We start from the raw sequence: 24,841 nt of genomic DNA, 5'->3' as shown, positions 1-24,841 counted from the left end.
CGTTGATCCTTAATCAAATTACCCCGATTAGGTTGATCACCAGACAAGCAGCTTTTTATGCGAAATTTTTAAATCTATCTATTATAGTTAGGTGAATATTATAGTTGCGTTTTCCACCTTTAAATAAATGATACTTTGAAAAGAAAAATAAGTCTGGACCTAGTTCACATCAATCCAATATGCATTCGCTTTAATCATGATTGACATCACAATAAACTATCGAGCTAAGCTTGAATCTTGACGTTCGGTGATACATCGGTTCAAGTTTCTGGAGTTTATATGATCCAATCAGTATTGCCTCGCAGCATCGCGGCTTGTAAAATGGTATGACATACATATGGTTACTTCTTATATGAATCATTTATCGTTTTTCTGGCTACCACAAAATAAGGCTCTTCTCTTAAAGGGTCTGGAATCAGAGTTTGCTCAACTTGTTGGACATTCTATCTCAGCGGGAAAAATAACACTTCCTCCTATCCCTAACGTTGTACTGAAGATTCAAAAGCTGTGTACCCTTGAATCAACGGGGATTAGCGAAGTTGCCGAGTGCTTACTTGAAGACCCAGGCCTCACTGCTATCGTGATTCGTGTCGCTAACTCAGTCGTCTTTAACCGACGCAACATTACTTGCGTCGATATCATGACGGCGGTATCACGTCTTGGCATATTAAGAGTACGAGACATCGTTACTGCACAAGCTATTGAACAACTCAAGCATTCCGTGGATCTAAGTAAAGAGTGTAATCAGTTGTTGGTTCAGAGTGCTTCTGTATCCAAAGAGCTAGGCGCCACTATGGTACTAGTGACTAACGGATTCAAAGCGCTTTCGCCTGTTGAATATCGCTACCTTGAGCACGAGAAATCATTGCTTGTTGGGTTACTGGCCGACATCGGCTTGTTCTGCTTGGTTAATGAATACCACCTCTATCTCGAAAACGGCAACTACCTAGACCATGACATTGCCCTACAGATCTTCCAAGGCCAATGCTCTGCAACCAGTAAACTGGTACTTAATCGTTGGGGTTTTGACAGTGATTTCATCGATGTGTGCAGTAATACAATCAATCAACAAGAAGCACGTGAAGTCTCTTACTTAGATATAGCACGAATCGCAAGCCACTTGCTGATGTTCAGAAATAAGGATGAGAATATCGACGATCACGAGGTTGAGCTGAACGTGACGGGTGCAGAAGTGCTTTATCAGTTAAGCAACTTGAGTAAACATGATTTTAATGCAAAGCTAAACGGCGTTATCAACACTAGCGGCTTCTAGGTCACTAGTAATTGCTAAATAAGTGCACGATGAAGTAAATGCAATGGGGAAAGCATGTTTACAGGGATGATCTTTATATTTGCGCCACTCGTCGTGGGGTATCTGTTTTCTATTTCAAACGCTCAAACGTTAGAATTTATTAACCGCTCAACATCGCGTTTGATCTACGTGATTTTAGCCCTGATGGGCTTAAGCTTAGCTGCGTTAGATAACCTAGGCAGTAACTTGCAAACAATTCTTCTTTATACTGTCACTTTCTTTGTCTGCTTAAGCGTTTGTAACCTAATGGCGCTTCCCGCGATTGATAAGCTACTGCCACTCAAAACGGACAGCAGTAAAAAGAAGCTCCCCCTCTCTTCTATGGCGATGGAGTCGGCTAAGCTGATCTTGGTAGTGGGCTCAGGTCTTATTACAGGTTTAGTACTGCCTATCGGCCTTGACTGGGTAGATACAGCAAGTGAATGGATTTTATTTGTGCTGCTGTTTTTTATTGGCATTCAGCTGCGCAATAGTGGACTCACACTTCGACAGATCTTACTCAATAAACACGGTATGGTCATCGCTGTTACAATCATCATTACCTCAATGTTAGGCGGTGTTATCGCGGCTTACCTATTGGATATTCCACTGTTCAAAGCTTTAGCGATGTCTTCTGGCTTTGGTTGGTACTCTCTGGCCGGTATCTTAATGGGTGACGCGTTTGGCCCTGTCTATGGCGGTGCGTCATTCATGCTAGAGCTATTAAGAGAGTTGGTCGCGTTAGTGTTGATTCCAGTATTGATTCGCAGCTACCCATGTACCTCTATTGGCTATGCGGGTGCAACAGCAATGGACTTCACCTTACCTGTGATTCAAACAACAGGTGGCGTTCGATGCGTTCCTATCGCGATTGTCAGTGGCTTTATATTAAGCTTACTTGTCCCTGTTTTGATGTTGTTCTTTGTATCTCTTGCTAACTAGATCGCAGGAATAGCGTTTGTTTTAGATTAGAATGCGTCTCGAATACCAATGCCCAAGACACCAATACAGTTACCGAAATAAAAAGGCACTAAGTGTCATTGCTCAACAAATAACGTTCACGGTACTCTGTAACGACAAAGTTATAAAAAGAATAAACTCACAAAAGGAACCACTATGAAACGCCTTTGCGTCGCATTACTGCTAGCTACAACTTCTACTTTCTCTTTTGCAGCAGATTCAATGTCTGAGACAAATCAGTGCCAAGCAAAAAAATATGATGCGTACATCGATGCTTCTTTAGGTTGGTATGCTGATCTTGCTGCATTAACTTCTGAGCAATATCCAGAGCTAACAGAAGTAAGTGAGTGGTTCCTAGAAGGTCGTAAGCACCACTTTGAGCTTAGCCGTGCTGCGGTAAATTATTATCTAGTGAATGATTCAAGCAAAGTAGCAACCGCACAGCCTGTTGAAGGTTGGTTGCAACTCGAACAGCATGACATAAAGACGCTCTCAAAACGTGATGATGAGCTTGGCCAAATTGCGAAAACGACGTTCGACGACCGCCAATCAACGCCTCACGCTCAAAACTACGAGTTACGCTCAGCATTTGCAGAACTGCTTAGCCACCCTAAGCAAATCGACACAGCGCTTCAACGTTACAACCAGTCGATTGCTAAGCTGGAAGCGATTAAGTGTAAGTAGCCCCTCACCTAATAGGGTCTTATGAGAAGTTGGATTTCATAATTAAGACGGGACATTGTTCCCGTTTTCGTTTAGATTATTCCGCTCGCGTCAATATTAGAAAAATAACTCGCTTGCTATGGTTACGGAACAAAAAACAGCAGATGTTAGCTTCGACAGTCTTCTACGTATCTTCACGGTACCGGAAGGCCCAGATTCAACACTCACTCAAATTGAAGACAAACTTTCACGAAACCTGAATCAGTTCTTACGTGAACATATTGTGGCTGAAGAAAAGCCGCTACGTGAAATTGAGAAAGATTTTTCAAATGCTCATATCCCAGAGCAACCTGAGTTTGTTTCAGAACATACTGAGCATCTCCTAGATTCTCTCGTGTCTCATTCGGTCCATACGTCGTCGCCAAGTTTTATTGGCCATATGACGTCTGCGTTGCCGTACTTCCTGATGCCGCTTTCTAAAATCATGATTGCGCTAAATCAAAACCTAGTAAAAATAGAGACCTCCAAAGCTTTCACTCCCCTAGAGCGTCAAGTTCTGGGCATGCTACATCGCTTGATCTATCAAGATAATGACCAGTTTTATTCTCGTTGGATGCACAGCGCAAACCACTCTTTAGGTGCGTTTTGCTCTGGTGGTACCATCGCGAACATTACTGCGCTTTGGGTTGCACGTAACAACGCACTAAAAGCGCAAGGTTCGTTCAAAGGTGTGGAAAAAGAGGGCTTGTTTAAAGCCATGAAGCACTACGACTACGAAGGCCTTGCCATCTTAGTCTCTGAACGTGGTCACTACTCTCTGAAAAAAGCTGCAGATGTGCTTGGTATTGGCCAAGAAGGTTTGGTATCGGTTAAAACGGATAACGACAACCGTATTTGCACTGATGACCTGAGATTGAAGATCGAGCAGCTCAAGCAGAACAAGATCAAACCTTTTGCGGTCATTGGTGTGGCAGGAACAACCGAAACCGGTAATATCGACCCGTTAAGGAACATTGCAAAGGTGTGTGCCGAATCCGATTGTCATTTCCACGTTGATGCGGCTTGGGGCGGTGCAACTCTGATGTCTAACAACCATCGTCATCTGCTTGATGGTATTGAACTGGCAGATTCAGTTACGATTGATGCGCATAAACAGCTTTATATACCTATGGGTGCTGGCATGGTTTTGTTTAAGAAGCCAGATGCGATGACGGCGATTGAACACCACGCTCAATATATCCTGCGTAAGGGCTCTAAAGACCTAGGTAGCCATACTCTAGAAGGCTCTCGATCCGGTATGGCGATGCTAGTGTATGCTTCGATGCACATTATTAGTCGACCTGGTTATGAGCTACTTATCGATCAAAGCATCAACAAAGCACGCTACTTCGCCGACCTGATTAAAGAACAAAGCGATTTCGAGTTGGTATCAGAACCAGAGCTTTGCCTACTAACTTATCGCTACATACCTGAATCAGTAAAAGCTGCACTGCTTAAAGCGGAACCAGAACAACGCGTAGCATTGAATGAGTTGCTTAATGAACTCACCAAGTTTATTCAAAAGAAGCAACGTGAAACAGGCAAATCTTTTGTATCTCGAACTCGCTTAAACCCTGAAGTTTGGGCACATCAACCGATCATCGTTTTTCGCGTAGTGTTAGCGAACCCATTAACGGGCAAGGAGATTCTTTCTTCAGTGCTTGAAGAACAGCGTGAAATCTCTAAACTAGCGCCTAACTTAATGGGCAAAATCACTAAACTCACCATGCAAATAAGTGCATAGTCATTCAATTTTAGTTGCATCAAATTGAAAATTTCTTTCTTTTTGATGTAACTAAGCTGTCAGTTCATACTTAAATTGCATTCTTTTTGCTCAAACTCTCTTCCAATTCTGTAGTTTTCTAAAATTTTGTTGAGGTTTGTCATATTCTTAAGCATTCGTGCCGTGTTTTTGTATTAGTAAATAGTATGTTGGGTTTATACTGACTCTACGGTGCTAGTTAGCTTGATATCTATTTGATGCAGCAGTATTTACAATACCGAATATAAGTCTGGTTTTGTCATTACGGATATTTGTTTCAGCCATACCCCCTGGTAAAAGATATTAACTAGCAAGTTGTTCTCTATACCCTTGTGAACACTATGAATACATTAGAAAAAATACAAAAAAACCTGGAAAATTTCAGCAAGTCTGAGCGTAAAGTAGCCGAAGTAATCATGGCTTCCCCTCAAACTGCAATTCATTCTAGCATTGCTACCTTAGCTAAAATGGCTGACGTGAGTGAGCCTACAGTTAACCGTTTCTGTCGTCGTTTAGACACAAAGGGTTTCCCTGACTTCAAACTTCATCTGGCTCAAAGCTTGGCGAACGGTACACCTTACGTGAACCGCAATGTTGAGGAAGATGATGGCCCAGATGCTTATACCCATAAGATTTTCGAATCGACGATGGCCTGTCTGGACGTAGCTAAAAACAGTTTAGATGCGATGCAAGTCAACCGCGCAGTTGACTTGTTGACTCAAGCAAAACGCATTTCGTTCTTCGGACTGGGTGCATCTTCTGCCGTCGCTAAAGATGCTCAAAATAAGTTTATTCGTTTTAATATCCCTATTACGTGTTTCGAAGACATCGTGATGCAACGAATGAGCTGCATTAACTGCAGTGACAACGATGTCATCGTACTTATCTCTCACACTGGCCGTACAAAGAGCCAAGTTGAGATCGCGAACCTAGCTCGTGAAAACGGTGCAACCGTTATTGCTATCACAGCAAAAGATTCTCCTTTAGACAAAGCAAGCTCGCTTTCTATTTGTCTGGATGTTCCAGAAGACACTGACGTTTATATGCCAATGGCAAGCCGCGTTGTCCAAATGACGGTTATTGATGTGTTGGCGACAGGCTTTACGCTTCGTCGTGGCTCTGGTTTCAGAGAGAACCTAAAACGCGTTAAAGAGTCACTGCGTGATTCACGTTACGAGAAGTACTCTCAGTTCTAAACTGCTAAGACAAGAACTGAACACAAGTAGAACTAAAAAGCGGAGCCTAGTGCTCCGTTTTTATTGGTTTTAATAGCGCTTATACGACATTGATAAACTTTATATAATTAGGTAGCCGAACTGTAACCCTTCACAGTCACAAGCGCTCTAATGTAAAACCAGTAACCAATAGCACTTTGCAGCCATATTGATTAAACAGAGACAATGCAGATCCATCTCCAAAAATAACCTTTGATGATGGAGTATCATTCATAGAAAACAACTACAATCTTTTTTATGAACATTATTTGCTCTGATAGGTAAAACCTATTGTATTAAGAGGCAATTCCACCTTTATTTCCCTAATGCATTAAGGCATAGTTGGATTCAAGAATTTTGAGTCATATTCATTTAAGAATAGTTGACGTATTTTAGGTTAACGAGCCTCATCCCGTATTTAGGAGAAATGAAATGTTTGTAGTTATTTTTGGTCGCCCTGCTTGCCCATTTTGTGTTCGCGCAAAAGAGCATGCTGAAACTCTTAAAGCTAAGCGTGATGACTTCAACTATCGTTATGTTGATATTCATGCTGAAGGCATAAGCAAAGCAGACCTAGAAAAAACAGTAGGTAAGCCAGTAGACACTGTGCCACAAATCTTCATCGATCAAGACCACATTGGCGGTTGCACAGAATTTGAAGCATACGCAAAAGAAAACCTAGGTCTTTTCGATTAAGATTCTGTTTAGTTATAACTAGTTTTCTAGCATATTTCACAGCCCGCTATTGTTTGCGGGCTGTTTTATTTCTGACCCAAGCTAAGTAGAAGTAAATTTAAAGTAAAAAGGCAAAATACCGCTTATAATTTATTTATATTTAGATACAATTCACCTCTGTAACTTACCCCTGTGTTCCACGCCAATTATTGAGCGACCACTGTGAATATCGACGTTGTTTTTTTGCTAGAACAAAACCCTATCCTTCTCATCTTTGTTGTTTTGTCGATTGGCCTTGCCATTGGCAAAATTCGGTTTGGTAGCCTCCAACTTGGCAACTCTATAGGTGTACTTATAACTTCCCTGATCATGGGGCACCTTGGTTTTTCCTTTAACGCAGACGCTCTCACCATAGGTTTTATGCTCTTTATCTATTGTGTCGGTATTGAAGCAGGACCAAACTTCTTCGGTATATTCTTCAGAGACGGTAAACATTATCTCATTCTAAGTCTTGTGGTGCTTTCTACCGCGATCGCCTTAACCTATTTCAGCAGCCACTACCTTGGTCTCGGGTTTGGTTTATCTGCAGGTATGATGGCGGGAGCCTTGACTGCAACACCAATCTTAGTAGGAGCTCAAGACGCTCTGAATTCTGGGCTTGCAGAAATACCAAGGAACATGGATTTAGGCCTGATCATTGAAAACCTTTCTGTTGGTTACGCAATGGCTTACTTGGTTGGCTTGATCAGTATGATTATGTTCGCCCGTTTAATTCCAAAGCTTCAGAAAGTAAACCTGCACGATTCAGCAGAGCAAATAGCTCAAGAGCGTGGCCTGGGTTCTTCAGGGCAACGTAAGGTTTATCTTCCAATTATTCGTGCTTACCGTGTGGGACCAGAACTTGTTTCGTGGACAGGCGGTAAGAACCTGCGTGAGCTGGGTATCTATCGTCAAACTGGCTGTTACATCGAGCGTATTCGCCGTAATGGTATTCTTGCCCACCCTGATGGTGATGCCATTCTGCAAGAAGGTGATGAAATTGCTTTGGTTGGTTTCCCAGACAGCCACGCGCGTCTTGACCCGAGTTTTCGTAACGGTAAAGAAGTTTTCGACCGTAACCTTCTTGATCTTCGTATCGTAGAAGAAGAGATCGTCGTTAAGAGTGACAGTATCGCGGGTAAACGACTGTCGGACCTGAATTTGTCTGAGTATGGCTGTTTCTTAAACCGAGTAGTGAGAGCTCAGATTGAAATGCCAATGGACTTAAACATTGTGCTTTCTAAGGGTGATGTATTACAAGTCAGTGGTGAGAAAAGTCGAGTCCATGGCTTAGCGGAGCAAATAGGCTTCATCTCAATCCATAGTCAAATGGCAGACTTGATGGCTTTCTGTAGCTTCTTCATTCTGGGTATTTTATTCGGCTTGATCACAATGACATTTGGTCAGGTTTCATTTGGGTTAGGTAATGCTGTAGGCCTTCTTCTATCAGGTATCATGCTTGGGTTTTTAAGAGCTAACCACCCTACCTTTGGCTACGTTCCTCAAGGGGCGTTAAACATGGTCAAAGATCTTGGCTTGATGTTCTTTATGGTTGGTATTGGCTTAAGTGCTGGTGGAAAGATGTTTGAGCACATAACTCAAGTAGGTCCCCAGGTGATCGGTATCGCTCTCATAGTAAGTGTACTGCCAGTTTTCTTCGCTTACTTAGTTGGCGCTTACGTCTTGAAAATGAACCGTGCTCTGCTGTTTGGAGCCATCATTGGCGCACGAACCTGCGCCCCGGCAATGGACATAGTCAATGGCCACGCTCGCTCAACCATCCCAGCACTAGGTTACGCAGGGACTTACGCGATAGCGAATATTTTGATGACCCTAGCAGGTACTTTTATCATCATTATTAGCTAGCGTTTGAGACTTTAAAGGCAGTCAAGCTTAGATATTTCGAATGCACTAGTCCACTTTGGGTTAGTGCATTTTTTATTACTTCTTCTCTTTCACTTGCTCTTAAATCCCTTCGCATCTCGCAACTCGAATTCCCTATCTGATCTTTACCTCTTTACTCAAACAACAGACAAAAAAATAGGCGCTCAGTGAGCGCCTATTTCATTTGAATCGATTGTTGGAATTAGATGTCAGCTACATCAAATTCAACCGCTGGGTTGACATCAGCTTCGTAATCAACACCTTCAACACCGAAACCAAATAGCTTCAAGAACTCTTCTTTGTACTCTACGTAGTCAGTCAACTCTTTTAGGTTTTCAGTTGTGATTTGAGGCCATAGGTTACGACAATGCTCTTGAATGTCGTCACGAAGTTCTAGGTCATCTAGACGTAGACGGTTCACTTCATCCACTTCTGGCGCGCTGCCGTCTTCTTTGTATAGACGCTGGCTGAACATACGGAAGATCTGTTCCATACAACCTTCGTGAATACCTTCTTCACGCATCTTCTTGAACACCATAGCGATGTAAAGAGGCATAACAGGAATGGCAGAGCTTGCTTGAGTCACAACAGACTTAAGAACAGCAACGTTTGCAGTGCCGCCAGTTTGGCCTAGTTTCTCGTTAAGCGCTGATGCTGCACGATCTAGATCCATCTTAGCTTTACCTAGTGCGCCATCCCAGTAGATTGGCCACGTTAGTTCAGTACCGATGTAGCTGTAAGCAACCGTCTTACAACCGTCAGCTAGAACACCCGCTTCAGAAAGTGCATTGATCCAAAGTTCCCAATCTTCACCGCCCATTACAGTAACAGTGTCTTTGATCTCTTCTTCAGTTGCAGGCTCCACGCTTGCTTCGATGATCGCATCTTTGTTTGTATCTACCGCTGTAGATGTGTACGTTTCGCCGATAGGCTTAAGAGCTGAACGAATGACTTCGCCAGTCTCTGGCATTTTACGCACTGGAGACGCCAGTGAGTACACAACCATATCGATCTGACCTAGATCTTCTTTGATCAAGTCAATTGTTTTCTGTTTTGCTTCGTTAGAGAAAGCATCACCGTTTAGGCTTTTTGAATACAGACCTTCTTCTTTAGCTAGCTTGTCGAACGCTGCCGAGTTATAAAAACCAGCTGTGCCAGGTTTTTTCTCAGTACCGGCTTTCTCGAAGAAAACACCGATAGTTGAAGCGCCGCCACCAAATGCAGCCGCAATACGTGAAGACAAGCCGTAGCCACTTGAAGAACCAACAACTAGTACACGTTTAGGTGCGTTTGCGATTGGGCCTTGAGCTTTTGTGTAAGCTATTTGTTCTTTTACATTAGCTTCACAACCGACTGGATGTGTTGTAGTACAGATGAATCCGCGAATTCGAGGTTTGATGATCATATTCAACTTCCTTAAAAAATCAGGTTAAGGATAAGAGTTTCGTGCGCAAATGGCATCTAATTTCTGTAAAAATGTGGTGAAAATGCAAGTGGTTGGATCACTCAGCTCATATTTGCTGACTAAGTCACCACTTGTTAACGCGTCTATTGCAATTTCTACGACAAAAACAAAAAAGGCACCTTATTAGGTGCCTTTTATCATTTCTTTATCTAAGCAACGCTATTTAGCTTAGGTTTTAACTCTTTTCGCGTCAAAGTTTCACTAAAGTCATGACTGAAGTGGTCAACTTGAATCGCTGTATAGCGTAGTTTATCAGCAGCAACAATTTGGTCGACTTCTTCTTGTGTCAGAACATCAGCAGCAAGTGCTTGAGCCAGTTTATCCGCAAGCAAGCCTTTACGAGCTACTTTGCCCTCTTTCACTGCTTTGAAGATCTTACGCTCCAGAGGCTTGATGCTGTACATCGCATTGAAAGCATTCTCCATAAGGCCAACACTATCATCTTCCTCTTTGCCAATGTAACAAAGGTGAGTCAGACGTTCACGGTGTGCACCTGGAGTCATCAAGCTCTCTGCTAGTTGAACTGTTAGGTTATCACTCGGTTTCTCGAAGTGGTTACCTACAGGGAAAACTAGACCTTTAAGTACTTTACCCACCATCTTGTTCGGGAAGTTTCTGTACGCTTCTTGTAGCGATTTAGCCGCGTTGTGGAAACAGTGTTGAACCGCGTAATGTACGTAGTCTAGGTCAGCTTGTTGACGACCTTCGTCTTCATACTTCTTAAGCGCAGCAGACGCCATGTATAGATAACTGAGACCATCACCCAAACGTGCAGAGATAAGCTCTTTACGTTTCAGTTCGCCACCTAGCGTCAGCATTGCGAAATCCGCACTGACTGCAAGCGCACGGCTCAAACGAGTCAAATCTTGGTAGTAAGGTTTCGTTGGGCCACTCATGTTCGCTTTAATGAACTTAGAGCCCGTTAATGCAGCCCCAAATGCACCGAACGTGTTCTTAGTCGCGTGTGAGATATGCTTGAACAACAATTTATCGAAATCCTTCGCACCTTGCTTCTCATCAGGGTTCGCTGCTGCTTCCATTTCGCTCAATACGTATGGGTGACAGCGTGTCGCACCTTGACCAAAGATCATCAGGTTACGAGTTAGGATGTTCGCACCTTCTACTGTGATAGCAACAGGAATACCTAAGTAAGGTGCTGCCAAGTAGTTCATTGGGCCATCTTGAATGGCACGACCTGAGTGAATGTCCATTGAATCATTCAGAATAGTACGTGCCATCTCTGTCATGTGATATTTTGCGATAGCCGTTACGATACCCGGCTTTTCTTTCATATCAAGTGAAGTGGTGGTCAGTGTACGAGTCGCTTCTAGTAGATACGTTAAGCCACCAATACGGCCTAAGCTCTCAGCAACACCTTCAAATTTACCAATCGACATACCGAACTGCTTACGAACATAAGCGTACGCACCAGTCGTTTTCGCCGTTAGATGGCCCATCGCCGTGCCAAGTGCCGGTAACGAGATACCACGACCGGCAGACAGACATTCCACCAGCATACGCCAGCCTTTACCTGCATAATCTGCGCCACCGATTAGCCACTCCATTGGGATAAACACATCGTGACCGCGTGTTGGACCATTCATAAATGCAAGACCAAGTGGGTCATGACGTTCACCAATCACAACACCTTCGTGGTCTGCCGGGATTAGCGCACAAGTGATGCCGATGTCTTCTTTGTCGCCAAGTAGTTTCTCAGGATCGTGCAGTTTAAAAGCCAGCCCAAGTACAGTCGCTACTGGTGCTAACGTAATGTAGCGTTTGTTCCAGTTAAGCTTAATACCTAGTGTCTCTTTACCTTCGTGCATTCCCATACACACAGTACCGACATCAGGGATACCGCCCGCATCAGAACCTGCTTCAGGGCCGGTTAATGCGAAACATGGGATATCTGTTCCGTCAGCAAGACGAGGCAGCCAGTAGTCTTTTTGATCTTGAGTACCGTAGTGAGACAGCAGCTCACCAGGACCAAGAGAGTTTGGAACCATTACCGAAACCGCAGTGCTGATACTACGCGTCGCAATCTTAGTTACTATAGTAGAGTTGGCGTGTGCTGAAAATTCACGACCGCCATACTCTTTCGCAATAATAAGAGAAAAGAAACGCTCTTTACGTAAGAAGTTCCACACCTCTTCAGGAAGGTCTCGATCTTCTTTTACAATTTGGTGGTCATCAAGCATAGCGAGCAAGGTTTCAAGCTCATTATCCATGAACGATTGCTCTTCTGCTGTCAGCTGAGGTTTTGGGTATTGGTGCAGCTTAGTGAAATCTGGTTTACCAGAAAACAGCTCTCCGTCCCACCACACGCTACCCGCTTCCATCGCTTCTTTTTCGGTGTTAGATAGTGGTGGTAGTACTTTTTTAAAGAGTTTAAAAGCTGGGTCACTTACCCATTTTTGTCTTAGAGAGCTCATAGTTCAGATCCTTTTGTTCACTATATTGGTTGTGAATATTTCGCTTTTTATTGTTTTATTCTTCTGCTGACATGCCAGCGGCTAAATATGGAATAAGAATATCGACCACTGCCTTAGCATCTATCTTTCTGTCGTAGTCATTTTCTGCAATTTCTACCAGAGCCTGACTTGATGCCATGGTGAATACACAAGCCCCTAAAGTGAAGTGTAATCGCCAAAATAGCTGTTCTTGAGTGAGGTTCGGATTCGCCTTCATTACTGACGTCGTAAATAAAGAAAGTACTTCGCTATAACGAGTTGTAATGAACCAACGCAAGTGCCCTTGCACATCCGTATAGCCTCTGCCGATAAGTAACATAAATCGACTTGTGCCATTAGGCCTAACATCATTAAGGGCTCTTAGTGGTTGCCTTAAAGACTCAAACACATCATTCATAGAATACGTTTCGTCCAAGTTTAAGTTCACCAAAGCGTCTTGCAGTGCTGGCATAAATGCCTCTAAATAACGATTGAGAACTGCACGAACCAGAGTTTTCTTATCGCCAAAGTGGTAATTGACCGAAGCTAAATTGACATTGGCTTTACCTGTAATAGTGCGTAAAGAGGTGTCATTGAAACCGTGCTCAGCAAATAAGCCTTCAGCTACATCTAAGATTTTGTCTTTGGTTGTACTTCTTGGTGCCATTTCAATCACTCGTATTAAACAACTGTTTGAAATATACGCCTAGTACATTTATTTAACAAGCAAGCAACATCACATTTTCACAAATTGGTCGTACCAGTTAATAAAACTCAGCACTAACCGCTTGAATCGATGTGTGTTTACAAAAAAAGAAAAAATAATGAATTTTCTTGGAACTGAAATGGAAATGGAAGGTCATAAATTAGGTAGAAAACAGAGTATTTAGAAGTTTAACAGGCCGTCAAACTTGTGCTTCTCACTGCTTTCTTAATTACTGCATTTTCCTTATTAACTCCTAGACTTGTATCCGCCCAAACCACGTTGGTTTGGGCTTTTTTTTGATTTTTAGCACAAAAGATTATGGCTCGATGAAAAAGAAAGCCTCCAAATTGAAGGCTTTCTTCTCTTACTTAACGTTGTTGCGATATTGACTTAACTGATTGTTATTTAAATTAACGGTTACTTAAGCTGCATCGTTTTTGATAAGTTCTCCCAATATCGCGAGATCATTACCAAGGTCAACTGAAGCCCCCATGTCCGTTGTAATTCCTTCTATGATTATGGTTTGAGCATCACCCCCACCATTAATTGGAATAGACAGAGCAATATCTTCACCATCAACCGTCACCTCAATCATACTAAGTAACTCAGCCATTTGAGTTTCATCTTGTGGATCTTCAATGAGATCATTCAGGTCAATTAAATCACCTACGCCACTAGTATAAAGATCAAAGCCTTTAATGATGTCGATACCGTTATCGATCGCAGAGTCTAACCAAGTAAAGATGTTGTCCTCACTATCACCAATCAATAAATCATTGCCAGCAACAGCAAACAGCGGTTCGTTACTCGCAGCACTAATCACGTTATATAGTTGTGGTTCTTCAGTATCAACGGTCACCGTTTCGACCGTGCTTTCAGCGCCACTTGAATCTACAGCGACATAGTCAAACTGAGGGTCATCGGTTACAGTCTCGTTACCTTGAACATAACGCAGCTCCCAGTTACCACCCGAAGATGAAAGCTCCATACCCACAATAGGATTACTTGGTGACGAGTAGCTGAACTCGTAAAGAATCTGCTGGTTTCCTGTATCGCCTTCGTCTTTTTGATATTGCTCGCTAGCCGTTGTCCCGTCAGCAAACGTGTAAATAACTTCAATATGTACGCTGCTGTTGGTATTAAACTCTCCTCCCATACCATCTAATCCAAAGTGAACGACATCAAGCGGGTTGTTGGTAAAGTCGATGATCAAGGTCTCCTGCATGTTCATACCTCTACCATCAGTATCACCAATCCCATAACCAACATGAGGCTGCTCACCTTGATACTGCTTAAGTGGCTTGTCATTATTATCTTCGATAGTTAATGTAATGGTATTGCCGTTGGCTAAGGTGATCAGTCTTTCTGTTGGAGATACCGCCACTCCCCAATTATGGAAGCCATCGACAAGGTCAGGCATGTCCTCAGGATCGCCACTGAAGCCCATTTCAAACAACTCTCCAGCCCCAGCGACAAAACTAATATTATTTGGAACAAACAGCACGCCGTTATCCACATCAGACTGCACTATCTCTCTCGTGACTCCATTTTCATCCGTATAAAGAAGCGTGCCACTGGTTGGTAGAGTATTAATACGAACATTTAAAGGGATCTCATTGTAATCATCTTCTATGTCTGAGATGTAATCTGGCATGCCACCATCTTCAGAGTCGAACAGAATAGGAATAACGGCGTCGTCATCATTGACCACCACAAAGCTCGTTGCTTCAGGAGCATCGTTAACACCATTGATCGTTATTTCGATAACATGTTCAACACCATCAATTGCGGTGACCACATAATTCTCAATAACTGTATCGTCGTCACCTAGGTATTGAACGGCATCATTATCAACCACGTAACTCCACGCCCCCTCAGGTGTGATAGTTAACATACCCAGTGCTAATGCATTGGTAGAACCCACCGGTGTAAACACACCATTAGGCTTAAAGGCCGGCATATCATTAGTATCAACATCGGAAATCGTGAGAGTACCCGACGTCATGAGTTCGTTTGTCTCTAAGTCGACATTCAAGTCTTCGGTCACTTCTCCAGTATCAGAGTCACCTTCACCAACGGTAATTTCAGATGGATCATCCGCACCATTGATGGTAATCGTGACTTCGCTTGTTGTACCGTCAATTGCAGTAACAGTGTAAACCTCGGTAACGAACTCATCGTCGTCAAGGTATTGCACATCATCGTTGTCCACGACGTAAGTCCATGCTCCATCATCGGTTATGGTCAACATACCCAACGCGGTCTCATTGGTCGAACTTTCCGGATTAAACGTTCCGTTGGGCTCAAAAGCCGCGACATCATTGGCATCAACATCTGTAATGGTAAGTGTCCCAGAGGTCATCAAGTTATTGCTTTCTAGATCAACATCTACATCCTCTGTTACTTCTCCCATATCCGAATCGCCTTCACCAACGGTGATTTCCGACGGATCATCCGCACCATTGATGGTAATCGTGACTTCGCTTGTTGTACCGTCAATCGCAGTAACAGTGTAAACCTCGGTAACGAACTCATCGTCATCCAGGTACTGCACAGCATCATTGTTGACGACATAAGTCCATTCTCCATCCGGAGAAATAGTCAACGCTCCCAACGGTGATTGATTCGTCGACCCCTCAGGTTCAAAATCGCCATCAAGCAAGAAGGTCGGAGTTTCATTATCGACATCAGATATTGTGATTTGACCCGATGTCTCGAGCTGATTTGTCAGTTCATCAACGTTAACATCTTCTGTTACGCTTCCCGAGCCATTAGTAGCAACAGCAAGGTCATCTGTACCAATAATAGTTACGTTAATCACTTGTTCTCCCCCATCGGAGGTTTGAACAGTAATGGTATCTTGAATTTCCTCACCTTCAGAGAGTTCGTTGAATGGGCTATTGGCAACAAAGGTCCAAGTGCCATCTTCGTTTATAACAAATAAACCTAGTCCATTTTCCCCTTCTTCTTCTTTGGCCAGAAAAACAACATCTGGTTGGTCGGTAGTCAGAACTCCCCCAGTTTCAATTGGTTCATCTAGCTCAAATTCAAATACATTAGTTTCTCCAGAGACAAGCACCAACGCAATAATGTCAAACAACGCAATACTTTGGGTCTCTGATAACCCTTGCGACTCAAAACCTTCCGTTTCAAAGTTAGTTTGAGCGAGAGTCTCTGCACCAGTTCGTTCTATTCTTCCGCTGTTGGTTAAACTCGAACCTTGCTCACCGGCTCCAGTATCAAATTCTTCTCCTAATTCAGTTGGATCAAACCCTTCTTCGATAGCACGTTGTACTTGAGCGATCGCGTCATCAGTATCTAGCACATTTTGTTGGCCCTGGTTATCTACAAAACGTGCAGAAACACTTGGTACACTCTCTTCACTAGTATCAAAACTGATAATTACGTCGCTAGCGGCTGGTTGTTCGCCCGGAGACAAACGTCTAACTTGGCCTTGAGCGTCGAGCACTACACTCCCGCTAGCAAGACCTAGTATATTTAGGTTGATATTTCCCATATCTAAGTTCCCACTTCCTCTACCCAGAACACCCTCAACGCCGACTTACTCACAGTTCTGCATTATGGCTGTCGCATACAATAAATTTAGTACCGACATTATTGATAATCAACTCACTAAATAAGTGTTGTTATAGCGGTTTTAAAATTAGTCAATAGCAATAGCGACTTACCAATGAAAAAAAACAAACAAACTTCGCATTTTTTGACATATGTCCTAAGCTTCGTTTATACAGTCTGTCTCTCAATGAAGCAGAAAATACTGCTGAGAGAATGGTCAAAACATATAAAAGTAGAAGGAGAGCTACTTTGAAATTGTTTAAACTATCCATCATGTGTTGCTTAATTACTGCAACACCGCTTGCAGCTCAAACTCTAGAACAATCTGTTGCGATCACCTTGGCAACGAATCCAGAGATAAAAAGTATATTCAATGAGTATGTGAGCGTAAAAAAACAAAATGACGCCTCTGGTGGCGCTTATAAGCCTAGTATCGACCTAGATGCAGGTTTCGGTTACGAAGGTATAAACCCAGCACCAAATAACGGACCTGATACGGATCTAACCAGAAAGGAAGCGACGATATCCCTAACTCAATTATTATGGGATGGTTCCGCGACTCTATACGACATTGACCGCACCGCCGCTGAAGCCGAATCGGTTCGCTTGCAATTGCTCGCGGACGCCGAAGACAAAGCACTTGAGGTTACCCAAATCTATCTAGATGCAGTAAAAGCTACGGAGGTATTAGCCCTATCGGAAAGTAACCTTGCGATACACAAAAAAATCTATAAAGACATCAAAAAACGAGCTAATTCTGGTATAGGCTCAACGGCAGACGTTTCCCAAGTAGAAGCTAGGATCGCAAAAGCTCACGGTAATTTATTGGCCGCGCAAAATAATTTGATTGATACCCATACCCAATTTAGACGAATTGTGGGTCAAGAACCGCTAGGCTTAGTTTACCCGAGAGCTGATATCTCTATGATTCCTTTGTCACTAACAGACGCCATTGTTGATGCTTTGGATAAGCATCCCGTCATCAAAGTCGCTTCTGCAGATGTTGATTCAGCATATTTCCAATACAAGCAGTCGAAGGGAGTAAATTACCCAACTTTCTCTATTGAAGCTTCTCAATCATGGCGTGATGACGCTGGAGGGGATGAAGGTTCGAGCCAAGAAACTCTGGCAATGTTAAGAATGCGATACAACCTCTATAACGGTGGTACTGACAGTGCGAACTCTGAATCGGCAGCTTACCAACTGAACAAAGCCAAAGATCTGAGAGATCGTGCTTACCGCCAAGTAGAGGAGGGCCTTCGCCTATCTTGGAGTGCTTTGGATCTTACGTTACAACAAAAGAACTTCTTATCTGATCACGTAGATTCAGCTTCGGAAACCGTTATCGCTTATGAAAAACAGTACCGAATAGGTAAACGTACTCTGCTTGACTTGCTCAACACTGAGAATGAATTATTTGAAGCCCGTAAAGATTACTTGGATGCCCATTACTCTGAACAGTACGCTAAATATCGTGTAATGAACGCTACCGGTTCTCTATTGAACGCTCTACTGGTCGATATACCAGACGAGTGGACAACGGCCGTGGAGTATTAATGATGAAGACACCTTACTTATTACTTTCTGCTTTAACGATAACGTTATGTGCATGTTCTAACCAAAATGAAGAGACCTACATCGAAACGCCGGAAGCAGAACAGATTTCCGACCTGCAAGACGATGATAACGATGGCGTGGTTAATGCTCGAGACACTTGCCCCGGTACACCTGAAACGTCACTCGTTGACAATGAAGGTTGCGGAGAGACAGTTCGTTCGCAAGACGTCAGACAGTTGAGAATTCTGTTTGCCAATGATTCGTTTGAAGTTAACCCGATCTTCTCTGATCAAATCACGACCATGGCTGAGTTCTTAGAAACCTATCAAAGCGCGTCTATTGAGATTCAAGGTTACGCAAGCAAGGTGGGAGCTAGTGAATACAACTTAGAGTTATCGAAAAAACGCGCTCACCAAGTTGAAGATGAATTGTTATCAAATGGCGTCGACCCGAGTCGAGTGAGAGTTATAGGCTACGGTGAAGAGCGTTTAGAAAAAGATGGCGATGACCCTAAGTCTCACGCACTAAATCGAAAAGTAACGGCGACGGTAGTAGGGCTAAGTGAACAAATCGTCGAGGAGTGGACAATATTTACCACGCTTGAAAAGTAGCGTAACACTCTAGTCTCTAAAGGTTTATGGATTTGGCTTTAGAAGCAACAGCACGAAGCAAGAAAATGCCTGACACAACTAGTTGCTAGAAAAATAATTGCTAGAGAATAAGATAAAAAGCCGTGATAGGGTTACCCTCCACGGCTTTTTTATTTGTTGTCACATGAATCATTGTGATACCCATGTGACTCGGTTCTGGTTACTTGGTGAACCGATTAAATTCCCACTTACTGTTGGTTTGTTTTCGGTAGAGACAGACGCAGTAAGATATAACCCAAAATCGCAGCTGTCGTTGACCCCATCAGGATACCGAGTCGAGCAAACGTATCAAACTCCGCGTTCGTGGGGCCAAACGCCAGTGAAGAGATAAAGATTGACATTGTAAAACCAATACCGCACAACACAGATACTGCGAAAATGTTCATAAAGTTCACACCTTCAGGAAGCTTAGCGATACCAAGTTTCACCGCACCCCAGCTAAATGCAAAGATGCCAAGAGGCTTACCAATCAATAAACCCATAGCGATGCCTAAAGGCAACATACTTGTTAAGCTTGAGATTGAGATGCCTTCCAAAGAAATACCTGCATTTGCAAATGCAAAAATTGGCAAGATCGCAAAAGCTACATATGGGTGCAATGCATGCTCTAAATGTTTCAGCGGAGAATGCTCCCCTTTGTTACCTTTCAGCGGGATAGCAAAACCAATGACTACACCTGCCAATGTTGCGTGAACCCCAGACTTCAGTACTGCGAACCAAAGAATTGCCCCAACAATTAGGTACACACTCAGCTTAGTTACATGTTTGTTGTTTAACATGAACAGCACGCCAGTCGCAATAAAGCCAATAGTTAATGCAAGTGTGGATAGATCGCTTGAATAAAACAGTGCAATAATGACAACAACACCAAGGTCATCAATAATTGCCAACGCAAGTAAGAATACCTTCAAACTTACTGGCACACGGTTGCCTAGTAGAGCCATTATACCCAATGCGAATGCGATATCAGTTGCTGCAGGGATAGCCCAACCTTGTAAGGCTTCTGGGTTACCAGAATTGAATAACACGTAGATAAGTGCAGGAGCTAGCATACCGCCCACGGCTGCGATAGCTGGGAAGATTGCTGTTTCTTTAGACTTTAATGCGCCTTCTAAAAGTTCGCGCTTTACTTCCAAACCGATGAGAAGAAAGAACACAGCCATTAAGCCATCGTTAATCCAGTGAGACACAGACATACCAAGAACGTAACTGTGAAGTACACCTTGATACATTTCGTTCAGTGGTGAATTTGCTACAAACATTGCGATCGCCGCAGCGATGACTAGTATGATGCCGCCAGCAGATTCCATTTTAAAGAAGTCACGAATGACGTCGGTCATGATTTCGCCCTTATATTTATTATTTAAATAAACGAATAACAAAGAATAGCTATGAGTTTATATCCAAGCTTTAACGATAGATAATCACTTCTTCGGATGTTTAGCTTCGGTTTTTCCTACAAATACTAAACAATACGTCGTAAATTCCATAATGTTAATATGCTCCATTAAATAAGTATAGATGAGATAAACGAAGCTGTATTCACAATTTTTTTAATCCGGACGGAAATGATTCACATAAAAAAAGGCTATCAAATGATAGCCTTAGGTGTTTTTCTAGTAACCGGTTAATTGCATAAAGCCTTTCGCTTCATGGCTGCCACTCGCCATAATTGGTCCTTCCCAATAAGGTATAACAAAAGGCAACCACATATCTCTGCGTTGGATACGTGTCGTAAGGTTGATATCGTACTGTGGCACGTTGATTATCCACTGTAATGGCATTCTTCTGCCATTCAATAACGTCGTGTTCTGCAAAGGCTTAATAGAAATATCAGAATCCGTTAATTGGTAGACTTTGCCTGAACGAGTGGCTAATGTTCCAAACACATAAGGTAACTGTTGGTTATGGCGATAGCGGCTAATACTCAGAGCTGTACCATCATCGAGGTTGAAAACAAACCAGTCCCAGCCTTGTTGCCCGACGCCCAGCAAGCCACTACCCCACTCTTTATGTACCCATGCAGTACCTTTAACTTCCTTGGTAATACCATCTAGGTTCAACACACCATTCAATGATAAAAAGGGCGCACTGAAGTTGTATGACGCGACAGGCAGTAAGTCGTGTTTTTTCTGATACCCATGCTCATCATTGAACACATATGGCCCTTTTGCCACGGTATCCAATTCAAGACTAAATGTATCCGTTTTGACTTGAAGACGACTAGGAAATGGTGTGTTCCCCAGCGAACGCCAGTTCCAGTTATCAATCCAAATTCTAAACGGGCGATTGGTCATTCCAGCTTGACCAATACCACCACGCGCCAAACGCTGCTCCTTCCAGACTTTAGATTCAGAAGAGATCACTACATTTGAAATATAGATCTGTGGACTTTGCCATCCCGAAGCCTCGCGTTCATCTGTTGCGATACGAAAGAAACTCCATTGAACCGAGTATTTTTTACCATCTTCCCCTATTAACGACGCAAAGTAGTGCCACCATTCGTGTTGGAAGTCTGGATGAAATGAGAAATCTCGCGGTAAAGAAACGTCTCTATCTGGCAGCACTGGTTCAAATACATTGAAATGCTCACTGACCAGCACCGAATTGACTTCATTGACTCCCTTTTCACCAGCATCAGCGAAATATGAATAATAGGCCCAAATACCGATAAGAGCACCAAAAAAACTGACTAATAAAAGAGAAGAGACAACTCGGTGTCTTAGTTTAGTAGTACGATTCCGTTGAGACATATTAAAGCGCATCCCTAAGTGATTTCATCGGCGTGTTCCGAATCATTCTCATAACAGGTAAAGCTCCAGCAAGCATTAATGCAGCCATTGCCCACGCAAATGTCACCAAATAATCCCATGGAATCACTTGCAACTCGAGTGACCAACCAAAAGATTGCTTAATAACAATATCAACAATCAAACTCGCTAAAGCCAAACCAAGCGGAACGGCTATCAAAGAGGAAATGAGTCCAAATACAAACAACTGTAAGCTACCAGTTAAAATCAGTTCTTTTGCAGATACACCTAAACACCGTTGTAAAGAAATGTGTCTTTGACGCGACACCTCCCCTGCGACAGTAGCAAAGAAAATCCCGAAAACCGCAATAACTAAAGTGATGTTACCTAATGTGTCGGCAATCGCGAACGTTCTATCAAACACACGCATGGCTTGGCTGTGGATATTGTTATTGTCGAAAATACGTTCAGACCCTAATCGAAATATACTCTCTAGTCGGCTACGTAACCCTACAGAATTCACATCATCTTCTAATATAACGCCAAGCCCTACATTGCCTCTGCCTGCAAATCCATACAACCAGTTTCGATGTGACATCATCACCTGATGGTAAGGGTTGCCATAATCGTAATACACACCAACAACCTGCCAACCGGAGCCTAGGCTGTCATAAAGGTCAATGTAATCCCCAGGACGAATACCCAACTTTAAAGACATCGACTCGCTGATCAACACGCCTCTAGAGTGGTGTAAATGATACCAATAATTTGGAATACCTAACTTAATCGTCAGAGCTTCCAGTTCCCCCTCAGAGGAACCTGTACTCACCATTTGAATACTACCGACAGGTGAAGCGAGATCTTTCTCCCAACGCCACCACACAGAGTCTACTTCAGGTTGTTCTGACAACCAACTACTCATACGAGCAGCAGCATTGTTGGTTGGGTAGATATATAAGTCCGCCGCCAAACGCTGTGTTAACCATTTGTCAGTGGTATCCCTAAAGCTACCAACCATGGTCTCAACACCAATATTTGCCGTTAATGCCAACATAAAAGCCATGGTCGCAACACCACGATAGCTCATGCTTGAGGCTGCGTCAGCGAAGAACCAACGAGCACGAACCCAACGTAAAGAATAAGAGAGACCATTGAATAGCTTCCACATCAAGAAAGGTGTAAACAGAGCGACACTAACCAGCATCAGAGCGATAATAGCAAAGCCGGATTCTTGGGTCTGGGGAGCTTGATATACAGCAACAGCTGCGACACAGAAACCACAGCCAATCAAAGCCTGCCAAGTAAACTCAGTACCAGCAAAACGCATCAATGAAAGCCGCGAGGTCAAACGAATAGGTTGAGACTTAAGCAAACGAACCAACGGCCAAGCGCAAGCTAAAAATGCACCAAGCAATGCCATTAATAAGCTATAGCCACTCCAACGCCAACTCCAGCTTAACGTTAAACCAACATTAGCATCATAAAGGTCGCCCAAACTTGAAGAAACAGCGGGCAACAGTTGGTTAGCTAGCATTACGCCAAATATATTGCCGCATATCCAGCTCAGTAGAACCAAAAGCAACAACTCTAAACAAAGTGCTTTTGTTAACTGCCACCCTGAAACACCGGTTTGTCTTAGAATACCGACTAACGGTTGACGCTGAATAAAAGAGAGCGACATCGCTTGGTAGAAGATAAATAAACCTACCACAAAAGACAGCATACCCATCGCGGTCAGGTTCATGTGAAAAGCACTGGTCAGAGACTCAAGTTCCGCCTTCGAACTACGAGAAATAGTTAATCCATTCGGTAATATATTTTTGAGTCGTTCAAACTTCTCCGTTGGCATGTCTGAGCACGCAATCACCGAAAGCCCTGAACTGCGTTTGAGCATTCTAAGCAAAGAAATATCCGCAATGAGACGAGTGCCGTTGATCTGGTTATTTTGGTCAACGACGATTGGCCCTAACTCAGAGCCATCTATAAGGTGGATATAGTCCCCATTTATCCACTCCATATACTCAGCAAGATCATGGCTAACAAGAATTGGGTATGGTGGCTTCATTAAGTTTAAAGTCGTGAGGTCTTTTAAGGCAGTACCAGGCTGAAGTTGGAGCATAGACACAGGGTCTAAACCAGTCAGCATAAAGTTTGCCCCGTTTTCATCGGTGATACGATGATAGTCAAAAGGAGAGCACTGCTGAAATCCATCACGGCGAAGCTGAATATAAAAACCTTGTGGAATTTTATTGGCGTTGTGTTTTGGTCGAATACGGTAAGGAAGAGGATTTGAAAACAGTTGTTCGCCATGTGTATAGCTTTGTTTGGCATGTTGGTTGATGGCTGTAACACCAACCAGTAGTGAGACGCCAAGGGTTAAACCAAGCCATACCAAGATAATCTGAAGAGGGTAACGTCGATAGTGACCAAGTAGCGCTTTAACTACGGGCCATAACATGTAATTGCCCTCCTTGTAGACGGATTCGACCATCCATGTGTAGCGCCACTTTTTCACTGTGAGTGACAAGCAACAGTGTACATTCTAATTGACGAGTCAACGAAGTCAGTAAACGCATTACCGCTTCTGCATTGCGCTCATCCAAACTACCCGTTGGCTCATCAGCCAATAGAATCTTTGGTTCCATATACAAAGCTCGTGCAATCGCTGCACGCTGTTGTTGACCACCAGACGCCTCTTCTGGGTAACGTCCAAGTAAAGGCATTAAATCGAGAGCGGATAGGATTTGTCGCCACAAACCTTTATCTTCAGGTAAGCCCTTTAGTTGTCGGCAAAAGCGGATGTTATCGGCTATGTTAAGCGTTGGAAGTAAATTAAATTGCTGAAAGATGTGACCGATATTATTTCTGCGATATGCAGTACGATTGCGCTCAGTCGAATCATGCATATTGAAGTTAGGGAAAGCGATTTCACCAGAATCGGCAAGGTCTAAACCCGCAATAAGATTCAGTAAAGTACTTTTACCAGAACCGCTTTCTCCCATTAAAGCTAGCTGATCACCTTGGTTTAACGTTAACTCTGCACCTTGCAAAACAGGGTGAAACTCCCCCCCATCGACATAGCCTTTACATAGGTCTGACAGCTTTAACATTAAACCGCTCACATTAGTTAGAATTTGGAAGAAGAATCTACACTAATTCC

17 protein-coding genes are annotated in these 24,841 nt (G+C 43.1%); 9 read left to right on the top strand and 8 right to left on the bottom strand.

From position 1 onward, the window contains the following. Window positions 1-352: 352 nt before the first annotated feature. From ACED48_RS07725 to ACED48_RS07695, 7 genes are all read left to right on the top strand, one after another. Window positions 353-1,273, top strand: a complete 921-nt coding sequence (locus tag ACED48_RS07725; protein WP_029627151.1) for an HDOD domain-containing protein — start codon at window positions 353-355, stop codon at window positions 1,271-1,273. A 54-nt stretch (window positions 1,274-1,327) separates the two neighbouring features. Beyond that, window positions 1,328-2,233 carry a lysine exporter LysO family protein gene (locus ACED48_RS07720; RefSeq protein WP_017057554.1) on the top strand — a complete coding sequence of 302 codons (906 nt, stop codon included), beginning with the start codon at window positions 1,328-1,330 and terminating at the stop codon, window positions 2,231-2,233. Window positions 2,234-2,407: 174 nt separating this feature from the next. Continuing rightward, entirely contained in the window at window positions 2,408-2,935 is a 528-nt protein-coding gene (locus tag ACED48_RS07715) for a hypothetical protein (protein ID WP_017057555.1), read from the top strand. Between the two features lie 118 nt (window positions 2,936-3,053). After that, a complete protein-coding gene (gene panP, locus ACED48_RS07710; protein WP_017057556.1) occupies window positions 3,054-4,697 on the top strand; it encodes a pyridoxal-dependent aspartate 1-decarboxylase PanP in 1,644 nt (547 codons plus the stop codon). Window positions 4,698-5,056: 359 nt separating this feature from the next. Next, window positions 5,057-5,911, top strand: coding sequence for a MurR/RpiR family transcriptional regulator (locus ACED48_RS07705; RefSeq protein ID WP_017057557.1), 855 nt, complete (start codon window positions 5,057-5,059; stop codon window positions 5,909-5,911). A gap of 450 nt (window positions 5,912-6,361) precedes the next feature. Next, the gene (locus tag ACED48_RS07700) at window positions 6,362-6,625 is read left to right on the top strand and encodes a GrxA family glutaredoxin (protein ID WP_009847069.1); all 264 of its coding nucleotides are present in this window, start codon (window positions 6,362-6,364) and stop codon (window positions 6,623-6,625) included. Window positions 6,626-6,826: 201 nt separating this feature from the next. Beyond that, window positions 6,827-8,509, top strand: coding sequence for an aspartate:alanine antiporter (locus tag ACED48_RS07695; protein WP_017057558.1), 1,683 nt, complete (start codon window positions 6,827-6,829; stop codon window positions 8,507-8,509). A 220-nt stretch (window positions 8,510-8,729) separates the two neighbouring features. Here the strand turns inward: ACED48_RS07695 and fabV are convergent, their stop codons facing one another. The 4 genes from fabV to ACED48_RS07675 all read right to left on the bottom strand — a co-directional run bounded on the left by fabV (window position 8,730) and on the right by ACED48_RS07675 (window position 16,665). Then, window positions 8,730-9,932 carry an enoyl-ACP reductase FabV gene (gene fabV / locus ACED48_RS07690; RefSeq protein ID WP_017057559.1) on the bottom strand — a complete coding sequence of 401 codons (1,203 nt, stop codon included), beginning with the start codon at window positions 9,930-9,932 and terminating at the stop codon, window positions 8,730-8,732. A 209-nt stretch (window positions 9,933-10,141) separates the two neighbouring features. Continuing rightward, window positions 10,142-12,424 carry an acyl-CoA dehydrogenase gene (locus ACED48_RS07685; protein ID WP_017057560.1) on the bottom strand — a complete coding sequence of 761 codons (2,283 nt, stop codon included), beginning with the start codon at window positions 12,422-12,424 and terminating at the stop codon, window positions 10,142-10,144. A 55-nt stretch (window positions 12,425-12,479) separates the two neighbouring features. Then, on the bottom strand, window positions 12,480-13,109 hold the full coding sequence (locus ACED48_RS07680; RefSeq protein ID WP_017057561.1) for a TetR/AcrR family transcriptional regulator: 630 nt from the start codon (window positions 13,107-13,109) through the stop codon (window positions 12,480-12,482). Window positions 13,110-13,569: 460 nt separating this feature from the next. Beyond that, the gene (locus ACED48_RS07675; protein ID WP_017057562.1) at window positions 13,570-16,665 is read right to left on the bottom strand and encodes a VCBS domain-containing protein; all 3,096 of its coding nucleotides are present in this window, start codon (window positions 16,663-16,665) and stop codon (window positions 13,570-13,572) included. Window positions 16,666-16,973: 308 nt separating this feature from the next. On the opposite strand from ACED48_RS07675, the gene ACED48_RS07670 reads away from it, so the two are divergent. Beyond that, window positions 16,974-18,281 (top strand): TolC family outer membrane protein, encoded by a 1,308-nt coding sequence (locus ACED48_RS07670; RefSeq protein WP_029627152.1) that lies wholly within the window; start codon window positions 16,974-16,976, stop codon window positions 18,279-18,281. After that, window positions 18,281-18,892: an OmpA family protein gene (locus tag ACED48_RS07665; protein WP_017057564.1), complete on the top strand. Its 612-nt coding sequence runs from the start codon at window positions 18,281-18,283 to the stop codon at window positions 18,890-18,892. Before ACED48_RS07670 ends, ACED48_RS07665 begins: the two co-directional genes overlap by 1 nt. 227 nt (window positions 18,893-19,119) lie before the next feature. Here the strand turns inward: ACED48_RS07665 and nhaA are convergent, their stop codons facing one another. From nhaA to ACED48_RS07645, 4 genes are all read right to left on the bottom strand, one after another. Beyond that, window positions 19,120-20,271 carry a Na+/H+ antiporter NhaA gene (nhaA, locus tag ACED48_RS07660; protein WP_017057565.1) on the bottom strand — a complete coding sequence of 384 codons (1,152 nt, stop codon included), beginning with the start codon at window positions 20,269-20,271 and terminating at the stop codon, window positions 19,120-19,122. 276 nt (window positions 20,272-20,547) lie between these two features. Further along, window positions 20,548-21,696: a lipocalin-like domain-containing protein gene (locus ACED48_RS07655; RefSeq protein WP_017057566.1), complete on the bottom strand. Its 1,149-nt coding sequence runs from the start codon at window positions 21,694-21,696 to the stop codon at window positions 20,548-20,550. After that, on the bottom strand, window positions 21,686-24,139 hold the full coding sequence (locus ACED48_RS07650) for an ABC transporter permease (protein ID WP_017057567.1): 2,454 nt from the start codon (window positions 24,137-24,139) through the stop codon (window positions 21,686-21,688). Before ACED48_RS07650 ends, ACED48_RS07655 begins: the two co-directional genes overlap by 11 nt. Next, a complete protein-coding gene (locus tag ACED48_RS07645; RefSeq protein WP_017057568.1) occupies window positions 24,120-24,791 on the bottom strand; it encodes an ABC transporter ATP-binding protein in 672 nt (223 codons plus the stop codon). Before ACED48_RS07645 ends, ACED48_RS07650 begins: the two co-directional genes overlap by 20 nt. Window positions 24,792-24,841 lie beyond the last annotated feature (50 nt).

Origin of the sequence: Vibrio sp. 5S239, from assembly GCF_041439575.1 — a bacterium.
Classification (GTDB): Bacteria; Pseudomonadota; Gammaproteobacteria; order Enterobacterales; family Vibrionaceae; genus Vibrio; species Vibrio kanaloae.
Note: the sequence above shows the minus strand (reverse complement) of the source record. Positions and strands in the feature narration are given on the sequence as shown.